Raw genomic sequence first — 15,883 nt, 5'->3', positions numbered from 1 at the left:
CGGCCGCTCTTGCCATCACTGAATGATGGCCTAGGAAGCGCTCCATAATCTTTCAGGAGCGCCTCGCATGATCATCAGTTTCAAGGACCGCGTTGCGATCGTCACCGGCGCCGGCGGCGGCCTTGGCCGCGCTTATGCGCTCGAGCTGGCGAAGCGCGGCGCAAAGGTCGTCGTCAACGATCTCGGCGGCGCGCGGGATGGAACCGGCCATTCGGATGCGGCGCTCCAGGTCGTGGAAGAGATCAAGGCTGCGGGCGGCGAGGCAATGTCCGATGGCGGCAGCGTCACCGAATACCAGCATATGGTCGAGCTGGTCGCAAAGACGAAAGAGAAATGGGGCGGCGTCCATGTCCTGATCAACAACGCCGGCGTGCTGCGCGACAAGAGTTTCGCCAAGATGGAGCCGGCGGATTTCCGGTTCGTGGTGGATGTCCATCTGATCGGATCGGCCAACGTCACCAAGGCGGTGTGGGAGACGATGCGCGAACAGAATTACGGCCGCATCCTGATGACCGCATCCTCGACCGGATTGTACGGCAATTTCGGCCAGGCCAATTACGGCGCGGCCAAGCTCGGCCTCGCCGGGCTGACCAAGACGCTCTATCTCGAAGGTGCGAAGAACAACATCAAGGTCAATACGATCGCACCGGTCGCCGGCACGCGGATGACCGAGGACTTGTTCCCGCCCGAGGCATTCCAGGCTTTCTCGCCCGACAAGGTCGTGCCAGCCGCACTGTTCCTGGTATCTGAGGACGCGCCGACCAACGCCATTGTCGGGGCGGGCGCAGGGGTGTTCCAGGCGGCCTATGTCACGCTGACTCAGGGCAAGCTGCTGACCGGTGAGGCCTTGAGCCCCGAAGGCGTCGCGGCGAGTTGGGCCGAGATCACTGACCGCACGGGCGAGATCACGCCGCAATCGGGCGCCGAGCAATCCATGCTGATCTTCAAGAAGCTGCAGGGCGGATGAGCATCTCGCCAACGCACTGAAAACCCAGCTGTGTTGGTGTATTGTAATGGCAATACACTTATGGTACTTCTTCTGTAACAAACAGGAGGAATGCCATGTACAGCGAAAGCGACATTGATGGCGCAGTGGCGGCGGGGGCAATCACGGCCCAGGCCGCGGCAGCGCTTCGCAACCACATTGCAGTGAGCCAATCGGCCCCTGCGGTCGACGAGGAGCATTTCAGGCTCCTGACCGGCTTCAACGACATCTTCGTCTCGATCGCGGTGGGGCTCGTGCTGGTCGCCGTCGCCTGGATCGGCAAATCAGTGGCGACACCGCTCGCAGGGGGCTCKGTGGCGATCGTTTCCTGGGCACTCGCTGAATATTTCACCCGGCAGCGGCGCATGGCACTGCCGAGCATCCTTCTGCTGCTCGCCTTTGCCGGCGGTGTCGGGGCGACCCTGGTCGGCGTGCTGGTCGACCTCGATCCAGACTTCTCGGAGCAGACCAACGCCATTATCGGCGCGGGTATCGGCCTTGTCACGGCAGGCGCGGCCTGGCTGCACTGGAAGCGCTTCATGGTGCCGATCACGGTGGCCGCCGGCGCAGTCGCGCTGGTCGGCGTTGCCGTCGCGCTGACGCTCGCCGCAGCGCCTGCCGCCAAGGACCATATCTATCCGATCCTGCTCGTCAGCGGCGCGCTCGTCTTCGCCTTGGCTATGTGGTGGGACATGTCGGATCGCGAGCGCCGCACCCGCCGGTCGGACGTAGCCTTCTGGCTGCACCTCGCCGCCGCTCCGCTGATCGCGCATCCGATATTCCAGATGCTCGGCATCTTCGGGCAGGATATCGGCGTCACCACAGCGCTGATCGTCTTCGCGCTCTACCTGGTGTTTGGCTTCGTGGCCCTCGCGGTGGATCGCCGCGCGCTGCTCGTCTCGAGCCTCGCCTATGTGCTGTACGCGATGTATTCGCTGTTCCACTCGGCGGGCGCGGTCGAGCTGGCCTGGGCTTTCACCGCGCTGGCGATCGGCTCGGCATTGCTGACGCTCTCGGCCTTCTGGCACCCGATGCGTCGCATCGTGGTCAACACTCTTGGCAATCTCGGCAACCGGCTGCCTCCGGTCGGGACCCTCGTCCCCGCCTGATTGTCACGTAGGGCCCGCGCGAGTGGGCCGCTTGCCCCCGGCAGCCTAGCGGTCGCCGGGGGCTTTTTTTATTGGGTGTTTGCGTCGGCAAGGGCCGCAGCCGACAACTATTCGCCAACCAGCTTCATCAGCCGGCGCTCGATCGGCGCGAGTACCGGCGCAAGCTCATGCCCGCGCTTCAGAATGATCCCCGCCTCGTTGACGAGCGACCACATGCCCTGGCGGTTGCGCAAGGCCGGATTCTTCTCGATCCGGAATTCGGGCCGCTCGGCCGCGCGACGAAAGGCGGCGAACACCGCCACGTCGCGGGTAAACTCGATCGCGTAGTCGCGCCAATGCCCGGCCGAGACCATCCGGCCATAAAGATCGAGGATACGAGTGAGTTCGAGGCGTTCGAAGCCGACCTGGCTCGGTCGGCCCTGGCCAAAAGGGAATGGCGTGATGGTACCCATCAGGCCCCTGCCGGGAGGCCGTCACGCACGATCGCGCAGATCCCCATGATTCTCGGCGAGAAGGGCGTCGAGACGCTTGCGCATCGTCTCCAGCTCGCAGCGGAGCAGCTCGACCTTCTGGGTCTGCGGATCGAACATCTCGCTGCACGGCGTTCCGTAGGCAAGGAAGCCGGTCTGCTTCTGCCCGCCCTCGACCATCGTCGCGCGCGCCGGGATGCCGACCATCACCGCGCCCTCCGGCACGTCGCGGGTGACGACCGCATTGGCCCCGATCCGCGATGCCTTGCCGACGGTGATCGGCCCCAGCACCTGCGCGCCGGAACCGATGATCGCACCATCGAGAATGGTTGGATGGCGCTTGCCGGCGACGCCGTTATCGGGGCTGGTGCCGCCGAGAGTGACGCACTGGTAGATCGTGACATTGTCGCCGATCTGCGCTGTCTCGCCGATCACGACAAAGCCATGATCGATGAAGAAATTGCGCCCGATCGTTGCACCCGGATGGATGTCGATGGCCGTCCAGGCGCGCGAGAAATGGTTCACCAGCCGGGCGAGGAAATAAAATCTCGCCTTGTACAGCCGGTGCGCCACGCGGTGCCAGGCGAGCGCCCACACCCCTGGATAGGTAAGAATTTCAAGCCTGGATCGTGGCGCGGGATCGCGCGCCTTGATCGAATCGAGATAGGCGAACATCCGCTCCATCATCTCGCGTCCCCTTTGTAGCGCCCGTATTTAGGCGCTCATTCGAGCGAATTAAAGGACCAGCTTGTCGCTAACTTCTCGGGCACAAACCCTATCCAGCTTGTAGGATTTAACTTATCGGGCGATTTCGGCTCGTAATCAGTCGCGGAGAGGTCTTTGATGTTCGACGTTTCGCTCGCGACTTTCGAGGCGATGCTGCCCTTCATCGCTGTCGGGTTTGCTGCGCAGATGGTCGATGGCGCACTCGGCATGGCGTTCGGCGTCATCAACAACACTTTGCTGGTCAGCATCCTCGGTCTGCCGCCCGCGCTTGCCTCGGCCAGCGTGCATGCGGTCGAGACCTTCACCACAGCCGCGTCCGGGATCAGTCATGTCTATCACCGCAATGTGAACTGGAAGCTTTTCCGCAGGCTCGTCATTCCCGGGATGATCGGCGGCGCTCTGGGCGCTTATGTGCTGAGCAATATCGACGCTTCGGTCGCGAAGCCGTTCGTCATGGCTTATCTCGCATCGATCGGCCTTTACCTGCTGTACCGTGCCTGGCGCGGGAAGGTCGAGCCGCGCGAACCGAAGATCATCGAGCCGTTGGGACTGGTCGGCGGGTTCCTCGATGCCGCCGGTGGTGGCGGCTGGGGCCCGGTCGTAACCTCGAACCTGCTGGTCCAGGGCGCCAGCCCGCGCACGACGATCGGCACCGTCAACACGTCGGAATTCTTCCTGACCACGACGATCTCGGCGACGTTCATCGGAACGATGGGGTTTGCGGCGTTCACGCTGCAGACCGTCGGCCTGCTGATCGGCGGCCTGATCGCAGCTCCGTTTGGGGGGCTCCTCGCCAAACGCGTACCGGCCCGGCTGCTGATGGCGATGGTCGGCGTACTGCTGACGGTGACCAGCGCTTACACGATCTGGTCGGCGCTCTCGAAATAAAGCCCCCGTCTTCTTACTCCCCTCCCGCAAGCGGGAGCGGGATTTAGTTCACCGCCGCATGCACGGTCGCGACCGCCTTCATCACCGCGCCGATCCGCACCGCTGTCTGAATCGCTTCGGCTGTCGCGCCCGCCTTTTTCAGCACAGTCTCGTGCGCATCGATGCACATGCCGCAGCCATTCATCGCGCTGACGGCGAGGCTGAACAGCTCGAAATCGACCTTGTCGATGCCCGGCGCGCCGATCACGTTCATGCGCAGCTTGGCCGGCATGTTGCGATATTCCTGATTCCCGGCGAGATGGGTGAACCGGTAATAGACATTGTTCATCGCCATCACCGCAGCAGCCGCGCGTGCCGCGTTGGCAGCTTCAGGCGAGAGCTTCTCGGCGACTTCAGCCTCGGTCACGTCGACCAGAGGCTTGTAGCCGGTGGCGTGCGCGCAGGTGAGGAGCAGGCCGAACTTCTGCTGATCGGGCAGATGCTGCTCGTTGAGCAGCGAGCCGACATTCAGCCGGATATCCTTGGCGAAATCGGGCAAGGTGCCCGCGAAGTCTTTCAGAGACATAAGAATCCTTCTTCCTCCCCTCCTGCCTTCTCCCCTCCCGCTTGCGGGAGGGGTCGGGGGAGGGCCTGTGAGATAGAAAAGGGCGCGCCGCTTGTGCGGACACGCCCTCCCAGTGGTTGCACCCGGAGGGTCGAAATGCCCCCCGGGCATTTCTCAATCATGCCGGGGGCATGATTGACCCATCCGGGTCCAACCACTCCCCTCCCGCAAGCGGGAGGGGAATAAGTAGCGCTTACGCAGCAACCTTCAGGACGTCGTCGCCCTTGTTCCAGTTGCACGGGCAAAGCTCGTCGGTCTGCAGCGCGTCGAGGACGCGGAGCGTCTCGGCCGGGTTGCGGCCGACGTTCAGGCCGTTGACCTGCACCGCCTGGATGACATTGTCGGGATCGATGATGAAGGTCGCGCGGTAGGCGACATGCGCGTCCTTATCGAGGATGCCGAGCTTCGACGCGAGAACCGCGCCATTGTCAGCGAGCCACGGGAAGTCGGCAGCCGCGAGATCTGGATCCGACTTGCGCCAGGCGAGGTGAACATGGCTGGTGTCGGTCGAGGCACCGATCAGCACGGCATCGCGATCTGCGAAATCGTCCTTGAGCGCGGCATAGCCGACGATCTCGGTCGGGCAGACGAAGGTGAAGTCCTTCGGCCAGTAGAACAAAACCTTCCACTTGCCCGGGAAGGCATCCTGGCTGAGCGTCTCGCCGGCCGGGAGCGCATCGACGCCTTGCTGAACGGGAACGGTGAAATCGGGGAGCGTGTCGCCGACAGTGAGCATTTTTGGGCCTCCTCAAGAATTGGGTCGGCCGATCGGACATCCTCGCAGGCGCGGCGATTGATTCGCCGTCTGTGCTGCGCCGCATATAGAGCTGGCTTTTAATCGATCCAACAGGTTATTTAGGCGATGTTGATCGAGTGAGACGATTATGGCTACCTATCTGCCGACATTGAAGCAGCTGCAATATCTGGTCGCGCTGAAGGACCATGGTCATTTCGGGCGAGCGGCCGATGCGTGCTTTGTGACCCAATCAACGCTGTCGGCCGGAATCCGCGAACTCGAGACGTTGATCGGGGTGACTCTCGTCGAGCGAACCCGCCGCGTCGTCCGGTTCACGCCGCTCGGCGACCGTATCGCCGACAAGGCACGCCGCGTTCTGCGTGAGGCGGAAGAACTGGGCGATCTCGCGCGCGCCGCTGGCCGGCCGCTCTCGGGCGAGATGCGCATGAGCGTGATCCCAACGATCGCCCCCTTCATGCTGCCCCACATCCTGCCCCGGCTGCGGCGCGATTATCCCGACCTCAAATTGTTCCTGCGCGAGGAGCCAAGCGCAGCCGCCTGTGAGGGCCTGCACAATGGCCGCACCGACTGCGTGCTGCTCGCTTTGCCTTATGGCTGCGGCGATGTTTCTTCGCAGTTCCTGTTCGAGGACCGGCTGTTCGTCGCCGGCCCCGAAGCCGAGATCGGCGACGCATCAAGGGCGATCAAGGCCGCCGATATCGACGAGACGCGGTTGTTGCTGCTCGAGGACGGGCATTGCCTGAAGGACCATGCGCTCGCTGCGTGCAACCGGCCCGAGCTGCGCGCCGAGGCGACGATGCTCGGCACCTCGCTCCACACCATCGTCCAGATGGTCGATAACGGCCTGGGCGTGACGATGTTGCCCGAGATGGCGCTGAAGGCAGGTATCCTCGATCATACCGGCCTGACCGCCCGACCGCTCGACGCCGCAAATCCGGCACGGCGGATCGCACTGGTCTGGCGCCGCGCATCTCCGCGCGAAAAGGATTTCCACCTGCTCGCCAAGGTCCTTGCCGAAGCGCAGTGATGGTTCGGAAGCCGTTCAGGCTTTGAACCCTACCGTGAAAGCTGCGTTTTTGGAAAATCCATGTCGATCACGGAGTGACTGATGAAGCTTTCCCGTACCTTTTTCCTAACCACCGCTGCCAGCCTGCTCGCCATGACCGCCTCCGCCATTGAGGCGCAAGCACCTCAGGCAACGCCGGCCACTACCGCCCCCACTAACGCCGCACCCAACCCACCAGTCGGCGGCGCTGTCCTGGACGCCGCCAAGCCGATCGGTACCAACCTTGCCGCGGCGCCCAATCTCACGACACTCGTCAACGTCACAAAGGCCGCCGATCTGATCTCGACCTTGTCCGGGCCCGGCCCATATACCGTGTTCGCACCAACCAACGAGGCGTTCGGCCGCCTTGCGCCAGGCAATCTCGACAATCTCATGAAGCCGGCGAACAAGGCGGCTTTGGCCAAGGTGCTGACCTATCACGTCGTGCCGGGCACCATCACGCTTTACGATCTGAGCGAGCGCATCAAGGCCGGTGGCGGCACCGCCACGTTGACGACGGTCGAGGGCGAGCCGATCACCGTGACCAATCCGGGCGGCGCTTTTCTGCTGACCGACGTCAACGGCAACAAGAGCTATATCGAGACGCCGGACGTTCACCAGTCGAACGGCATCGTCCATGTCGTCAACGGCGTGCTGATCCCAAAGCTCGGTTAGTCGTCGCGGCTCCACCGCGCGGCGGCGACCGTGTCACTGTCGCGCGGCTCAACCCAGCTTGCCTGATCGCCCCGGGTTTCGCGCTTCCAGAACGGAGCCTCGGTCTTGAGGCGGTCGATGAGATAGGCGCAGGATTCGAGCGCAGCGGCACGGTGGGCGGCAGCCGTGCCGACGAACACGACCAGATCGCCTGGATGCATCACCCCGACGCGGTGGGTGATGATGGCTGCGTCCAGGCTCCAGCGTCCCGCCGCTTCGTCCGCCAGGGTGCGGAGCGCAGCCTCGGTCGCGCCTGGATAATGTTCGAGCTCGAGCGCGCTGACACCGTCATCGGCGCGGACTACGCCGGTGAAGGTTGCGATCCCCCCAACGCCCGGACCCGCAAGGAGGCCGATTTCAGCCGCGACGTCGAGTGGCTCGCTCTGGACCGAAACGCGAATCATCCCCCGGTTACCGGCGGGAAGATCGCGACCTCGCGCGCGCGGCCCAGCGGCGCATCGAGCGGCACGAAGACCTGATCGACCGCGGCCCGCAACCGGGCGCGATCGGCAAAGGCGCGGGCATGGCCTTCGCTTCGGGTCGCCAGCCAGTCGACAAGATCGCTGACGCTGGCCAGGCCTTTGGGCGGATCGAGGGTTTCGCTCCCGGTGCCGATCGCCTCGCGCACCCAGGAGAAATAGAGCAGGTCGATCGCCACCAGCTCAATCCATATGCTTCAGGCCGACGCGCAGATAATCCCAGCCGGTGACGAGCGTCAGCGCCGCCGCACCCCAGAGCGCGGCGATGCTCGCGGTCTGCAGCCAGGGCCAGGCCGGCACCGCACCGGCGAGGATCAGCCCGCCCAGTGAGACCAGCTGGAGCGTCGTCTTCCATTTGGCGAGCTGCGATACCGGCACCGACACCTGGAGCTGCGCCATGAACTCGCGCAGGCCAGAAACGGCGATCTCGCGCAGCAGGATGATCATGCTGGCGATCAGGCTCAGCCCGGAAATGTCGTGCGTGGCGACCAGCATCAGGATGACCGCCGCGACCATGATCTTGTCTGCGATCGGGTCGAGAAAAATGCCGAGCTTCGACACCGCACCCTGGGCGCGCGCCAGATAACCGTCGAAATAATCGGTGATGCCCATCAGACAATACAGCGCGAAGGCTATCGCATAGCCGGTCGGCCAATGCGGCCACCATAATGTCCAGACCAGGAGCGGTACCGCGAAAATCCGCGACAGGGTGAGCAGATTGGGAAGTGTCAACATGGCGCATCCATCCCTAGACGGCCCCGGCGTGCGGCGAAAGCCCGGCTGGAACAAGCGCCTTGCTGGCGGGGGCGCCCCTCGTCTATGCGGGGCGCCACGTTTTTAGCGGCAACTGGGACCTAATCAAAATCATGCATGGTGCGCTCGGGCTATTGAAGGAGCGCCGATTCCTGCCGCTTTTCGCCACCCAGTTCCTGGGGGCATTCAACGACAACCTGTTCAAACAGATGATGGTGCTGTTCGTCACCTATCATGTGCTGCACGACAGGCAGGCCGAACAGGGCTTCAGCTCGATCGCGACCGGCTTCAGCCTCGTGCCCTTCTTCCTCCTCTCCGCGCTGGCGGGACAGCTCGCCGACACCAACGACAAGACGAAGATCATCCGCATCGTGAAGTCAGCGGAGATCGCGATCATGGTGGTGGGCGGGCTCGGCCTGATCCTTGCGCGGGCGGGGCATACCCATATCGGCATCGGCATCATGCTGTTCGCGGTGCTGTGCCTCGGCATCCACTCGACCTTTTTCGGCCCGATCAAATACGCGATCCTGCCGCAGCACCTTCACGGCGATGAAGTGCTCGGCGGCACCGGGATGGTGGAGGCATCGACCTATCTCGCCATCCTGCTCGGCACCATCGCGGCGGGATGGCTGTCGATTGACCAGGCGCTGATCCTCACCTTCGCGGTCGCCATCATTGGCCGGATTATCGCAGGACGGGTGCCGCCGGCGCCGCGCGAGGGCGCCGAACTGGAGATCAACTATAACCCGATCACCGCGTCCTGGCGGCTGGTCAGCGCGACGATGCACATCCCGCGCCTGTTCCTCGCCATTCTCGCCATCAGCTTTTTCTGGATGATCGGGACGGTGCTGATCGTGCTGTTCCCACCCCTGATCAAGAACGCGCTGGCCGCCGATCCGCGGGTGTACAGCACGCTCACCGCGATGTTCTCGATCGGCATCGCGATCGGCTCGGTGGCGATCAACGCGCTGCTCAAGGGGAAGACCTCCGCCAAATACGCGCCCGCCGCGGTGATCACGATGGGCGCCCTGATCGTGGTCTTCTCGCTGCTGGTGCGCACCTGGGACATGCCGGCGGACCCGCATCATCTTTACGGGATGCTCGAGTTCTTCACCCTGCCCCGCGCCGTCCCGCTGGTGCTGGTGCTGATGGGGATCGCCATCACCGGCGGCATCTTCGTCGTGCCGCTCTATGCCTTCCTGACCACGACCGTCACCAGGGACCAGACCGCACGCACCGTGGCCGCCAACAATATCGTGAATTCAGGCGCGATGGTGCTGGGCGCGCTGGGCGTGGCCGGGATCTCGGCACTAGGCATGTCGCCCGAGAATGTGCTGTTCCTGGTCGCGGGCATGTGCGTCGCCTCGGCGTGGCTTGCCCAGAAGCTGCACCTCGCCTGCGATTAGGGCGCCTACCCGCGACCTTCAGAAGATGCCCGACCTTTAGAAAATGAAGGTGTAGATGCAGATGAAGAAGGCGGTGAAGCTCATCGCGAACAGCTTGAGATCCTGATCGTCGTTGCGTCGCCTTCTTTCGATGGCCCCCTTGACGGCCATGGTGTGACGGAAGGGGTGGCGGGTGGCTGGAGCCACGAGGGCGAACAGGCGTTGCATGCCAACAGTTAACGCGCTGTTTACGATTCAGGCCAGCAAAGAGTGCAGTTAACGGGCGTCCAATTGCGGGACTCCCACAGCGCCGATTTCCATGGAACAAAAACCGGGGTGCTGCATCGGCCACGGCGAACAAGGTGCTTCTCTCAGCGCTCGTGTCAGCTAGACAGGGGCGATGAGCTGTCATGATTTCGATACCGCCCTGCTCCGCCGCCCCGGCCGCTCGGTCGTCAATGGCCTGACCGCGGGCAACGGCCCCGCCCCGACCTATGAAGGGGTTCTCGCCGAGCATCAGCATTATGCCGAGGCGCTCGCCGAGGCCGGCGTGACGGTGGAGATGCTCGATCCGCTCGAGGCTTTTCCCGATTCGGTGTTCGTCGAGGACCCGGCTCTGGTCTTTACCGAGGGCGCTGTGCTGTTGCGGCCGGGCGCGCCGACGCGCGCGGCGGAGGCCGAGCATCTCGCGCCCGCGCTCAGGCGGCACTTCGCGGTGGTCGAGACGCTCGCCGCCGGCCATGCCGATGGCGGCGACGTGATGGTGACGCCTGACCTGGTGCTGATCGGGCTCTCGGGCCGCACTGACCGCGAGGGCGCGAACAGCCTGGTGGCGGCACTCGACCGGCTCGGCCGGGCCGCGCGGGTGATCGAGCCGCCCAAGGGCGCACTGCACCTGAAGACGGCCGGGAGCCTGATCGACGACGAGACGGTGCTGACGACGCCGGCCGGCGCCGCGAGCGGGCGCTTCGACCGCTTCCGGGTGATCGTCACCGAGCCGGGCGAGGAAGGCGCCGCCAATGCGCTCCGGGTCAATGCCCGGCTGCTGGTCGCCGGCCAGTATCGCCGCACGGTGGACCGGCTTGCGAAGGAATATGACGTGATCGCGGTTTCCACCGACCATATCAGCCGGATCGATGCCGGGCTGTCGTGCATGTCGCTGCGCTGGAAGGCGCGGGGCTGAGTGCCGTCCAATTCATACATGGTGTGGGCGCCCTTCTTCCCCTCTCCTTTTCAGGAGAGGGGCAAGCTGCGTAGCAGCGCGGGGTGAGGTTGAGGGCGAGACGGTCGTGCCGGTCACCCTCACCCTTCCCGTGCTTCGCACGGGCCCCTTCCCTCTCCCGATGGGAGAGGGAGAAAAGCGGCTCACAGGTTGAGGAGTGCAGGGTCTCCTCCTTGTGCGGCGATGTTGACCGAGACCGCGCGCTCCAGGGCGTAGCGGAGGAGGGCGTGGGGGCCGCCGGCCTTGGGGCCGGTGCCGGACAGGCCCTCGCCGCCGAAGGGTTGGACGCCGACCACTGCGCCGATGATCGAGCGGTTCACATAGACATTGCCGGCGGGGACAAGCGCGCTGACTTCGTCGGCGAAGCGGTCGATACGGCTGTGGACGCCGAGCGTCAGGCCGTAGCCGCGTGCGGCGAGCTTGCCTGCGATCTTGCGGAGATCGGCCGGATCATAGCGATAGATGTGGAGGATCGGGCCGAACACCTCGCGTTCGAGGAAATCCGGGCTCGGCACCTCGGCGATGATGGGGCCGAAGAAGCTGCCCCTGGCGGCGAGCGGGCCGGGTTCGAGGCGGGCGAGGATCTTCGCTTCGCGCTCCAGCCGGCCGACATGATCGACCAGGGCGGCGCGCGCTTCCTCGTCGATGACCGGGCCGATATCGGTAGCCGGATCGGAAGGATCGCCCAGCACCTGCGCCTCCAGCGCGCCGACGAGGGTGGCGATGATGTCGTCGGCGGTGTCGTTAGGGAGATAGAGAAGGCGGAGGGCCGAGCAGCGCTGGCCGGCCGAGCCGAAGGCCGATTGGATCACGTCGTCGACGACCTGCTCGCGGAGTGCGGTCGAGTCGACGAACATGCCGTTCAGGCCACCGGTCTCGGCGATGAAGGGCAGGATCGGGCCGGGGCGATCGGCGAGCGCTCGGTTGATCGCGCGGGCGGTGTCAGTGCCCCCGGTAAAGGCGACGCCGTCGATGCCCGGATGCGAGACCAGGGCCGCGCCGACCACTGCGCCGTCGCCGGGCAGCAGCGCGAGCAGGGCCGGATCGAGCCCCGCGCGGTGGAAGAGGCGGACTGCCTCGGCGGCGATCAGTGGGGTCTGCTCAGCGGGCTTGGCGAGGACGGCGTTGCCGGCGGCCAGCGCGGCGGCGATCTGGCCGGTGAAGATCGCCAGCGGGAAGTTCCAGGGCGAGATGCAGGCAAAGGTACCGCGGCCGTGCAGCGAGAGCTGGTTGACCTCGCCGACCGGGCCGTCAAGCACATCGGGCGCGGCGAACTGGCGCTCGGCCAGCATGGCGTAGTAGCGGCAGAAATCGACTGCCTCGCGGACCTCGGCGACGCCGTCGTCCAGCGTCTTGCCGGCTTCGCGCGACAGGAGCGCGACGAGGCGGTCCGTCTCGCCTTCGAGCGCATCGGCCATGGCCCGCAGCACTTTGGCGCGGCCGGTACCGGTGAGTGCATTCCAGCGCGGCTGGGCCTTGCGGGCGAGCTTGGCGGCTGAATCGATATCGGCGACAGTGGCGCTGCCGACTTCGCCTACCATCTGCTTGCGATCGGCCGGGTTGGTCACCGCGACCGCTGGCCGGGCGACGAGCTTGCCGCCGACGATCGGCCCGGCGCGGAGCTTCTCGGCACGCACCGCGATGAGCGCCTCAGCCGCAGTCGCCCGCGCCGACTCCATCGCATAATCGCGCCCGATCGAGTTCAGCCGGGCCGACCCGTACAGCGCGCGGGGGAGCGGGATGCGGGCATGGGCGCGCGGGTGCGCCTCGACGATCGCGACCGGATCTCGCACCACATCCTCGGCGGGGATGGTCTCATCGAGCAGGGCGTGGACGAAGCCGGTATTGGCGCCGTTCTCGAGCAGGCGGCGGACGAGATAGGGCAGCAGCTCCTCATGCCCGCCGACCGGGGCATAGGCGCGTAAGGTAATGTCGCCATAGTGCTCGGCGACGCCGGCATAGAGCGCCTCGCCCATGCCGTGGAGCCGCTGATGCTCGATCCGGACGCCGGCGGCATCGGCCATGCGGCGGACCGCGGCGACGGTATGGGCATTGTGGCTGGCGAATTGCGGATAGAGCGACGGCGCCGCATCGATCAACGCCTTGGCGCAGACGATATAGGACAGATCGGTCGCCGCCTTGGTGGTGTAGACCGGATAATCGGGCAGGCCGGCGACCTGGGCGCGCTTGATCTCGCTGTCCCAATAGGCGCCCTTGACCAGCCGGACCATGATCCGCCGCCCGGACTCCTGCGCGAGGCGGGCGAGGCCGGCGATGACCAGAGGGGCGCGCTTCTGATAGGCCTGCACGACCACGCCGAGGCCGGTCCAGGCGCCGAGTTCGGGCTCGCGCACGAGGCGGTCGACCAGCTCGAGCGAAGGGACGAGGCGGTCGGCCTCCTCGGCATCGATCGCGAAGTTGAGATCATGGCGGGCGGCGATCAGCGCGAGGCGCTTGATGCGCGGATAAAGCTCATCCCAAACCCGATCCGGCTGCACCGCCTCATAGCGCGGGCAGAGCGCGGAGAGCTTGACCGAGACGCCGTGCCCGCGCTCCGGCCCCATGCCGCCGGCCGCCGCACCGACTGCCTCGATCGCATCGGCATAGATGCGCTCATAGCGCTCGGCATCGGCTTCGGTGCGCGCGCCCTCGCCCAGCATATCGAACGAGCAGAGCGTGTCCTCGCGCGCGGCGCGGGCGAGCGCCGCCTCGATGGTGCGGCCGAGCACGAACTGCTCGCCCATCATCTTGACCGCGGCGCCGACCGCCTGGCGGATCACCGGCTCGCCGATCCGGGTGGCGATGCGCTTGATATAGCCGCCCAGATCCTTCTTCGCCGCCTCGTCGGCGTCGACCAGCTTGCCGGTGAGCAACAGGCCCCAGGTGGAGGCGTTGACGAACAGGCTGTCCGAGCGGCCGATATGTGCGGCCCAGTCAGCCGAGCCGATCTTCTCGGCGATCAGCCGGTCCCGCGTTTCGGGATCGGGGGTGCGCAGCAGCGCCTCGGCGAGGCACATCAGCGCGAGCCCCTCGCGCGTGCCGAGCGAGAATTGCTTGAGGAAATCCTCGACCACGCCCTGCTTGCCCGCAGCCGTCCGCGCCGACACGACCAGGGCGGCCGCCTCCTTCACCACAGCCTTGCGATCCGCCGCCGACAAGGGCTGGCGCGCGAGCAGACCCGCGATCGCGGCGGTCTCGTCCTGATATTTGACGTCGTCGATCATGTCCCAGGGCGAGCGCGGCATCGGGATTCCTTTGGAAGCGGGTGTTGGATTGAATGATTTACGTCAATACGCCTGTTTCTGCTGAATGTGCTTCGTGATATCGCGACCTTTTCCGAAGAAAGAAGAGATATGGCAGCCCGGACTGTGGAAGCTTCGGTGGACGCGGTGGACCTGCGCATCCTGCGGCTGTTGCAGGAGGATGGGCGGATGACGAACCAGGAGCTGGCGAGCCGCGCCGGCCTGTCGCCCGCCGCCTGTTTCGACCGGGTGAAGCGGCTTCGGGCGAGCGGGGTGATCCTCGGCTATACCGCCTTGCTCGATCCGGCGAAGCTCAGGCGCGCCTTGCTGATCTTTGTCGAAGTGGTGCTCGATCGCACCACCGACGATGTGTTCACGGCGTTCGCGGCCAGGGTGACGGACATTCCCGAGGTGCTCGAATGCCATATGGTCGCGGGCGGATTCGACTATCTGCTGAAGGTGCGGGTGGCGGACATGGCCGCCTATCGCGGCTTCCTCGGCGATATCCTGACGAGCATCCCGGGCGTGCGTGAAACGCGGACCTATGCGGTGCTCGAAGAGGTGAAGGCCACCACAAGATTGCCGATTTAGGGAGGCTCAGGCGGCTGTTCGGCGCCGAGTCGCGGGCCTCAATCAGAGCGATTGGCTGGCTGTTACTGGGTGTTCCGCGCGGAAAAATTTTGCTGGCTGTTATGTTGGATTTTTCTGCTGAATTTTCGACGCGTTTTCAAATGGCTGCGCGAGGGCTGGCTGTTATTGAATAACAGCCAGGTAACAGCCAGCTTAACAGCCAGCATGCTGGCTGTTTTGCCGCGGAACAGCCAGCGCCGCCCTGTGCATATATTCAAGACTGAGAAAGAGCGGGGCGGAACTTTGGGGAAAGCTCCGTCCGATCCTCACCTTGCCATGGGGAGCCCTCGGTTTGAATCGAGGAGCCGCGTGAAATCGCCGATTGAGCGCGCCGGCGCCGGCTTTGGTTTGCCAGATCGCAGAGATACCTGCGCCGTCACCGATATCCCTAAATCCGTCGCAACAAGCGGACCGCCAGCGCCACAATCACCGCGCCAAGGATGGACGCAAGGATCGACCCGGTCAGCCCACCGCCAAGCGGGATCCCGAGGCGCGGGAAAAGCCATCCGCCGAGGACCGACCCGAGAATGCCGATCAAGGCATCCACGACAAAACCGAACCCGCCACCCTGGACCACCAGGCCGGCGAGCCAGCCGATGATGGCGCCGATCACGATCCAGATGATGAAGGCCAGCAACGCGCTCTCATGGATTGTGGTGTGCATGCTGCTCTCCGAATTCGCCCCTGGCGTGAGACGGTTCCGAGGGGATTCAGTTCCGTCGTTCGGTTGGCGGGTCTCGGGTGAGATTTCAGGACATCGCGGCTGTCTGCCTGCGCGAAGCATCGACCTCCCAAAATTGAGGGGTTGTTGCACGTGTCACCAAACCGAACCGGGCCGGCTGCATCGGCAATCGCACGCGCCACCTTGACGGCC

General features: G+C 65.0%; 18 protein-coding genes. 8 read left to right on the top strand and 10 right to left on the bottom strand.

Annotated features, from left to right (window positions below):
- Positions 1-67 precede the first annotated feature (67 nt).
- Positions 68-967, top strand: coding sequence for an SDR family NAD(P)-dependent oxidoreductase (locus tag AC1DVS_RS09810; RefSeq protein WP_478022482.1), 900 nt, complete (start codon positions 68-70; stop codon positions 965-967).
- Positions 968-1,062: 95 nt separating this feature from the next.
- Positions 1,063-2,094: a hypothetical protein gene (locus AC1DVS_RS09805; RefSeq protein WP_478022480.1), complete on the top strand. Its 1,032-nt coding sequence runs from the start codon at positions 1,063-1,065 to the stop codon at positions 2,092-2,094.
- A 107-nt stretch (positions 2,095-2,201) separates the two neighbouring features.
- On the opposite strand, the gene AC1DVS_RS09800 is transcribed toward AC1DVS_RS09805, so the two are convergent.
- Positions 2,202-2,546, bottom strand: a complete 345-nt coding sequence (locus tag AC1DVS_RS09800; RefSeq protein WP_478022478.1) for a DUF2794 domain-containing protein — start codon at positions 2,544-2,546, stop codon at positions 2,202-2,204.
- A 21-nt stretch (positions 2,547-2,567) separates the two neighbouring features.
- A complete protein-coding gene (epsC, locus tag AC1DVS_RS09795; protein ID WP_478022476.1) occupies positions 2,568-3,251 on the bottom strand; it encodes a serine O-acetyltransferase EpsC in 684 nt (227 codons plus the stop codon).
- 156 nt (positions 3,252-3,407) lie between these two features.
- On the opposite strand from epsC, the gene AC1DVS_RS09790 reads away from it, so the two are divergent.
- Complete coding sequence (locus AC1DVS_RS09790; RefSeq protein ID WP_478022474.1) at positions 3,408-4,178, top strand: sulfite exporter TauE/SafE family protein; 771 nt, start codon at positions 3,408-3,410, stop codon at positions 4,176-4,178.
- A 43-nt stretch (positions 4,179-4,221) separates the two neighbouring features.
- On the opposite strand, the gene ahpD is transcribed toward AC1DVS_RS09790, so the two are convergent.
- Positions 4,222-4,743 carry an alkylhydroperoxidase, AhpD family gene (gene ahpD, locus AC1DVS_RS09785; RefSeq protein WP_478022472.1) on the bottom strand — a complete coding sequence of 174 codons (522 nt, stop codon included), beginning with the start codon at positions 4,741-4,743 and terminating at the stop codon, positions 4,222-4,224.
- Positions 4,744-4,975: 232 nt separating this feature from the next.
- The gene (locus AC1DVS_RS09780; protein ID WP_478022470.1) at positions 4,976-5,518 is read right to left on the bottom strand and encodes a peroxiredoxin; all 543 of its coding nucleotides are present in this window, start codon (positions 5,516-5,518) and stop codon (positions 4,976-4,978) included.
- 148 nt (positions 5,519-5,666) lie between these two features.
- On the opposite strand from AC1DVS_RS09780, the gene AC1DVS_RS09775 reads away from it, so the two are divergent.
- Positions 5,667-6,566, top strand: a complete 900-nt coding sequence (locus tag AC1DVS_RS09775) for a hydrogen peroxide-inducible genes activator (RefSeq protein ID WP_478022468.1) — start codon at positions 5,667-5,669, stop codon at positions 6,564-6,566.
- An 81-nt stretch (positions 6,567-6,647) separates the two neighbouring features.
- Positions 6,648-7,259, top strand: coding sequence for a fasciclin domain-containing protein (locus AC1DVS_RS09770; RefSeq protein WP_478022467.1), 612 nt, complete (start codon positions 6,648-6,650; stop codon positions 7,257-7,259).
- On the opposite strand, the gene AC1DVS_RS09765 is transcribed toward AC1DVS_RS09770, so the two are convergent.
- Genes AC1DVS_RS09765 through pgsA form a run of 3 tightly spaced genes read right to left on the bottom strand, consistent with a single transcriptional unit; the run spans position 7,256 to position 8,512 of the window.
- Positions 7,256-7,702: a molybdenum cofactor biosynthesis protein MoaE gene (locus AC1DVS_RS09765; protein WP_478022465.1), complete on the bottom strand. Its 447-nt coding sequence runs from the start codon at positions 7,700-7,702 to the stop codon at positions 7,256-7,258. The genes AC1DVS_RS09770 and AC1DVS_RS09765 overlap by 4 nt on opposite strands.
- Positions 7,699-7,956 (bottom strand): molybdopterin converting factor subunit 1, encoded by a 258-nt coding sequence (gene moaD, locus AC1DVS_RS09760; RefSeq protein ID WP_478022464.1) that lies wholly within the window; start codon positions 7,954-7,956, stop codon positions 7,699-7,701. The genes AC1DVS_RS09765 and moaD overlap by 4 nt, the downstream gene beginning before the upstream one ends.
- A gap of 4 nt (positions 7,957-7,960) precedes the next feature.
- Positions 7,961-8,512 (bottom strand): CDP-diacylglycerol--glycerol-3-phosphate 3-phosphatidyltransferase, encoded by a 552-nt coding sequence (gene pgsA, locus AC1DVS_RS09755; protein WP_478022462.1) that lies wholly within the window; start codon positions 8,510-8,512, stop codon positions 7,961-7,963.
- Between the two features lie 131 nt (positions 8,513-8,643).
- On the opposite strand from pgsA, the gene AC1DVS_RS09750 reads away from it, so the two are divergent.
- Positions 8,644-9,936, top strand: a complete 1,293-nt coding sequence (locus AC1DVS_RS09750) for an MFS transporter (protein WP_478022461.1) — start codon at positions 8,644-8,646, stop codon at positions 9,934-9,936.
- Positions 9,937-9,972: 36 nt separating this feature from the next.
- Here the strand turns inward: AC1DVS_RS09750 and AC1DVS_RS09745 are convergent, their stop codons facing one another.
- The gene (locus AC1DVS_RS09745; protein WP_478022459.1) at positions 9,973-10,143 is read right to left on the bottom strand and encodes a hypothetical protein; all 171 of its coding nucleotides are present in this window, start codon (positions 10,141-10,143) and stop codon (positions 9,973-9,975) included.
- A gap of 172 nt (positions 10,144-10,315) precedes the next feature.
- On the opposite strand from AC1DVS_RS09745, the gene AC1DVS_RS09740 reads away from it, so the two are divergent.
- The gene (locus tag AC1DVS_RS09740) at positions 10,316-11,098 is read left to right on the top strand and encodes a dimethylarginine dimethylaminohydrolase family protein (protein WP_478022457.1); all 783 of its coding nucleotides are present in this window, start codon (positions 10,316-10,318) and stop codon (positions 11,096-11,098) included.
- 182 nt (positions 11,099-11,280) lie between these two features.
- Here AC1DVS_RS09740 and putA read toward each other — a convergent pair whose 3' ends face one another.
- Positions 11,281-14,382 (bottom strand): bifunctional proline dehydrogenase/L-glutamate gamma-semialdehyde dehydrogenase PutA, encoded by a 3,102-nt coding sequence (putA, locus tag AC1DVS_RS09735; RefSeq protein WP_478022456.1) that lies wholly within the window; start codon positions 14,380-14,382, stop codon positions 11,281-11,283.
- A gap of 108 nt (positions 14,383-14,490) precedes the next feature.
- On the opposite strand from putA, the gene AC1DVS_RS09730 reads away from it, so the two are divergent.
- The gene (locus AC1DVS_RS09730; protein WP_478022454.1) at positions 14,491-14,970 is read left to right on the top strand and encodes an Lrp/AsnC ligand binding domain-containing protein; all 480 of its coding nucleotides are present in this window, start codon (positions 14,491-14,493) and stop codon (positions 14,968-14,970) included.
- A 427-nt stretch (positions 14,971-15,397) separates the two neighbouring features.
- Here the strand turns inward: AC1DVS_RS09730 and AC1DVS_RS09725 are convergent, their stop codons facing one another.
- On the bottom strand, positions 15,398-15,673 hold the full coding sequence (locus AC1DVS_RS09725) for a GlsB/YeaQ/YmgE family stress response membrane protein (RefSeq protein WP_478022452.1): 276 nt from the start codon (positions 15,671-15,673) through the stop codon (positions 15,398-15,400).
- Between the last annotated feature and the right edge of the window lie 210 nt (positions 15,674-15,883).

It is taken from the genome of Sphingomonas sp. P3_C5, from assembly GCF_056402635.1.
The sequence above is the reverse complement of the archived record's forward strand: the minus strand, read 5'-3'. Positions and strand labels throughout refer to the sequence as shown.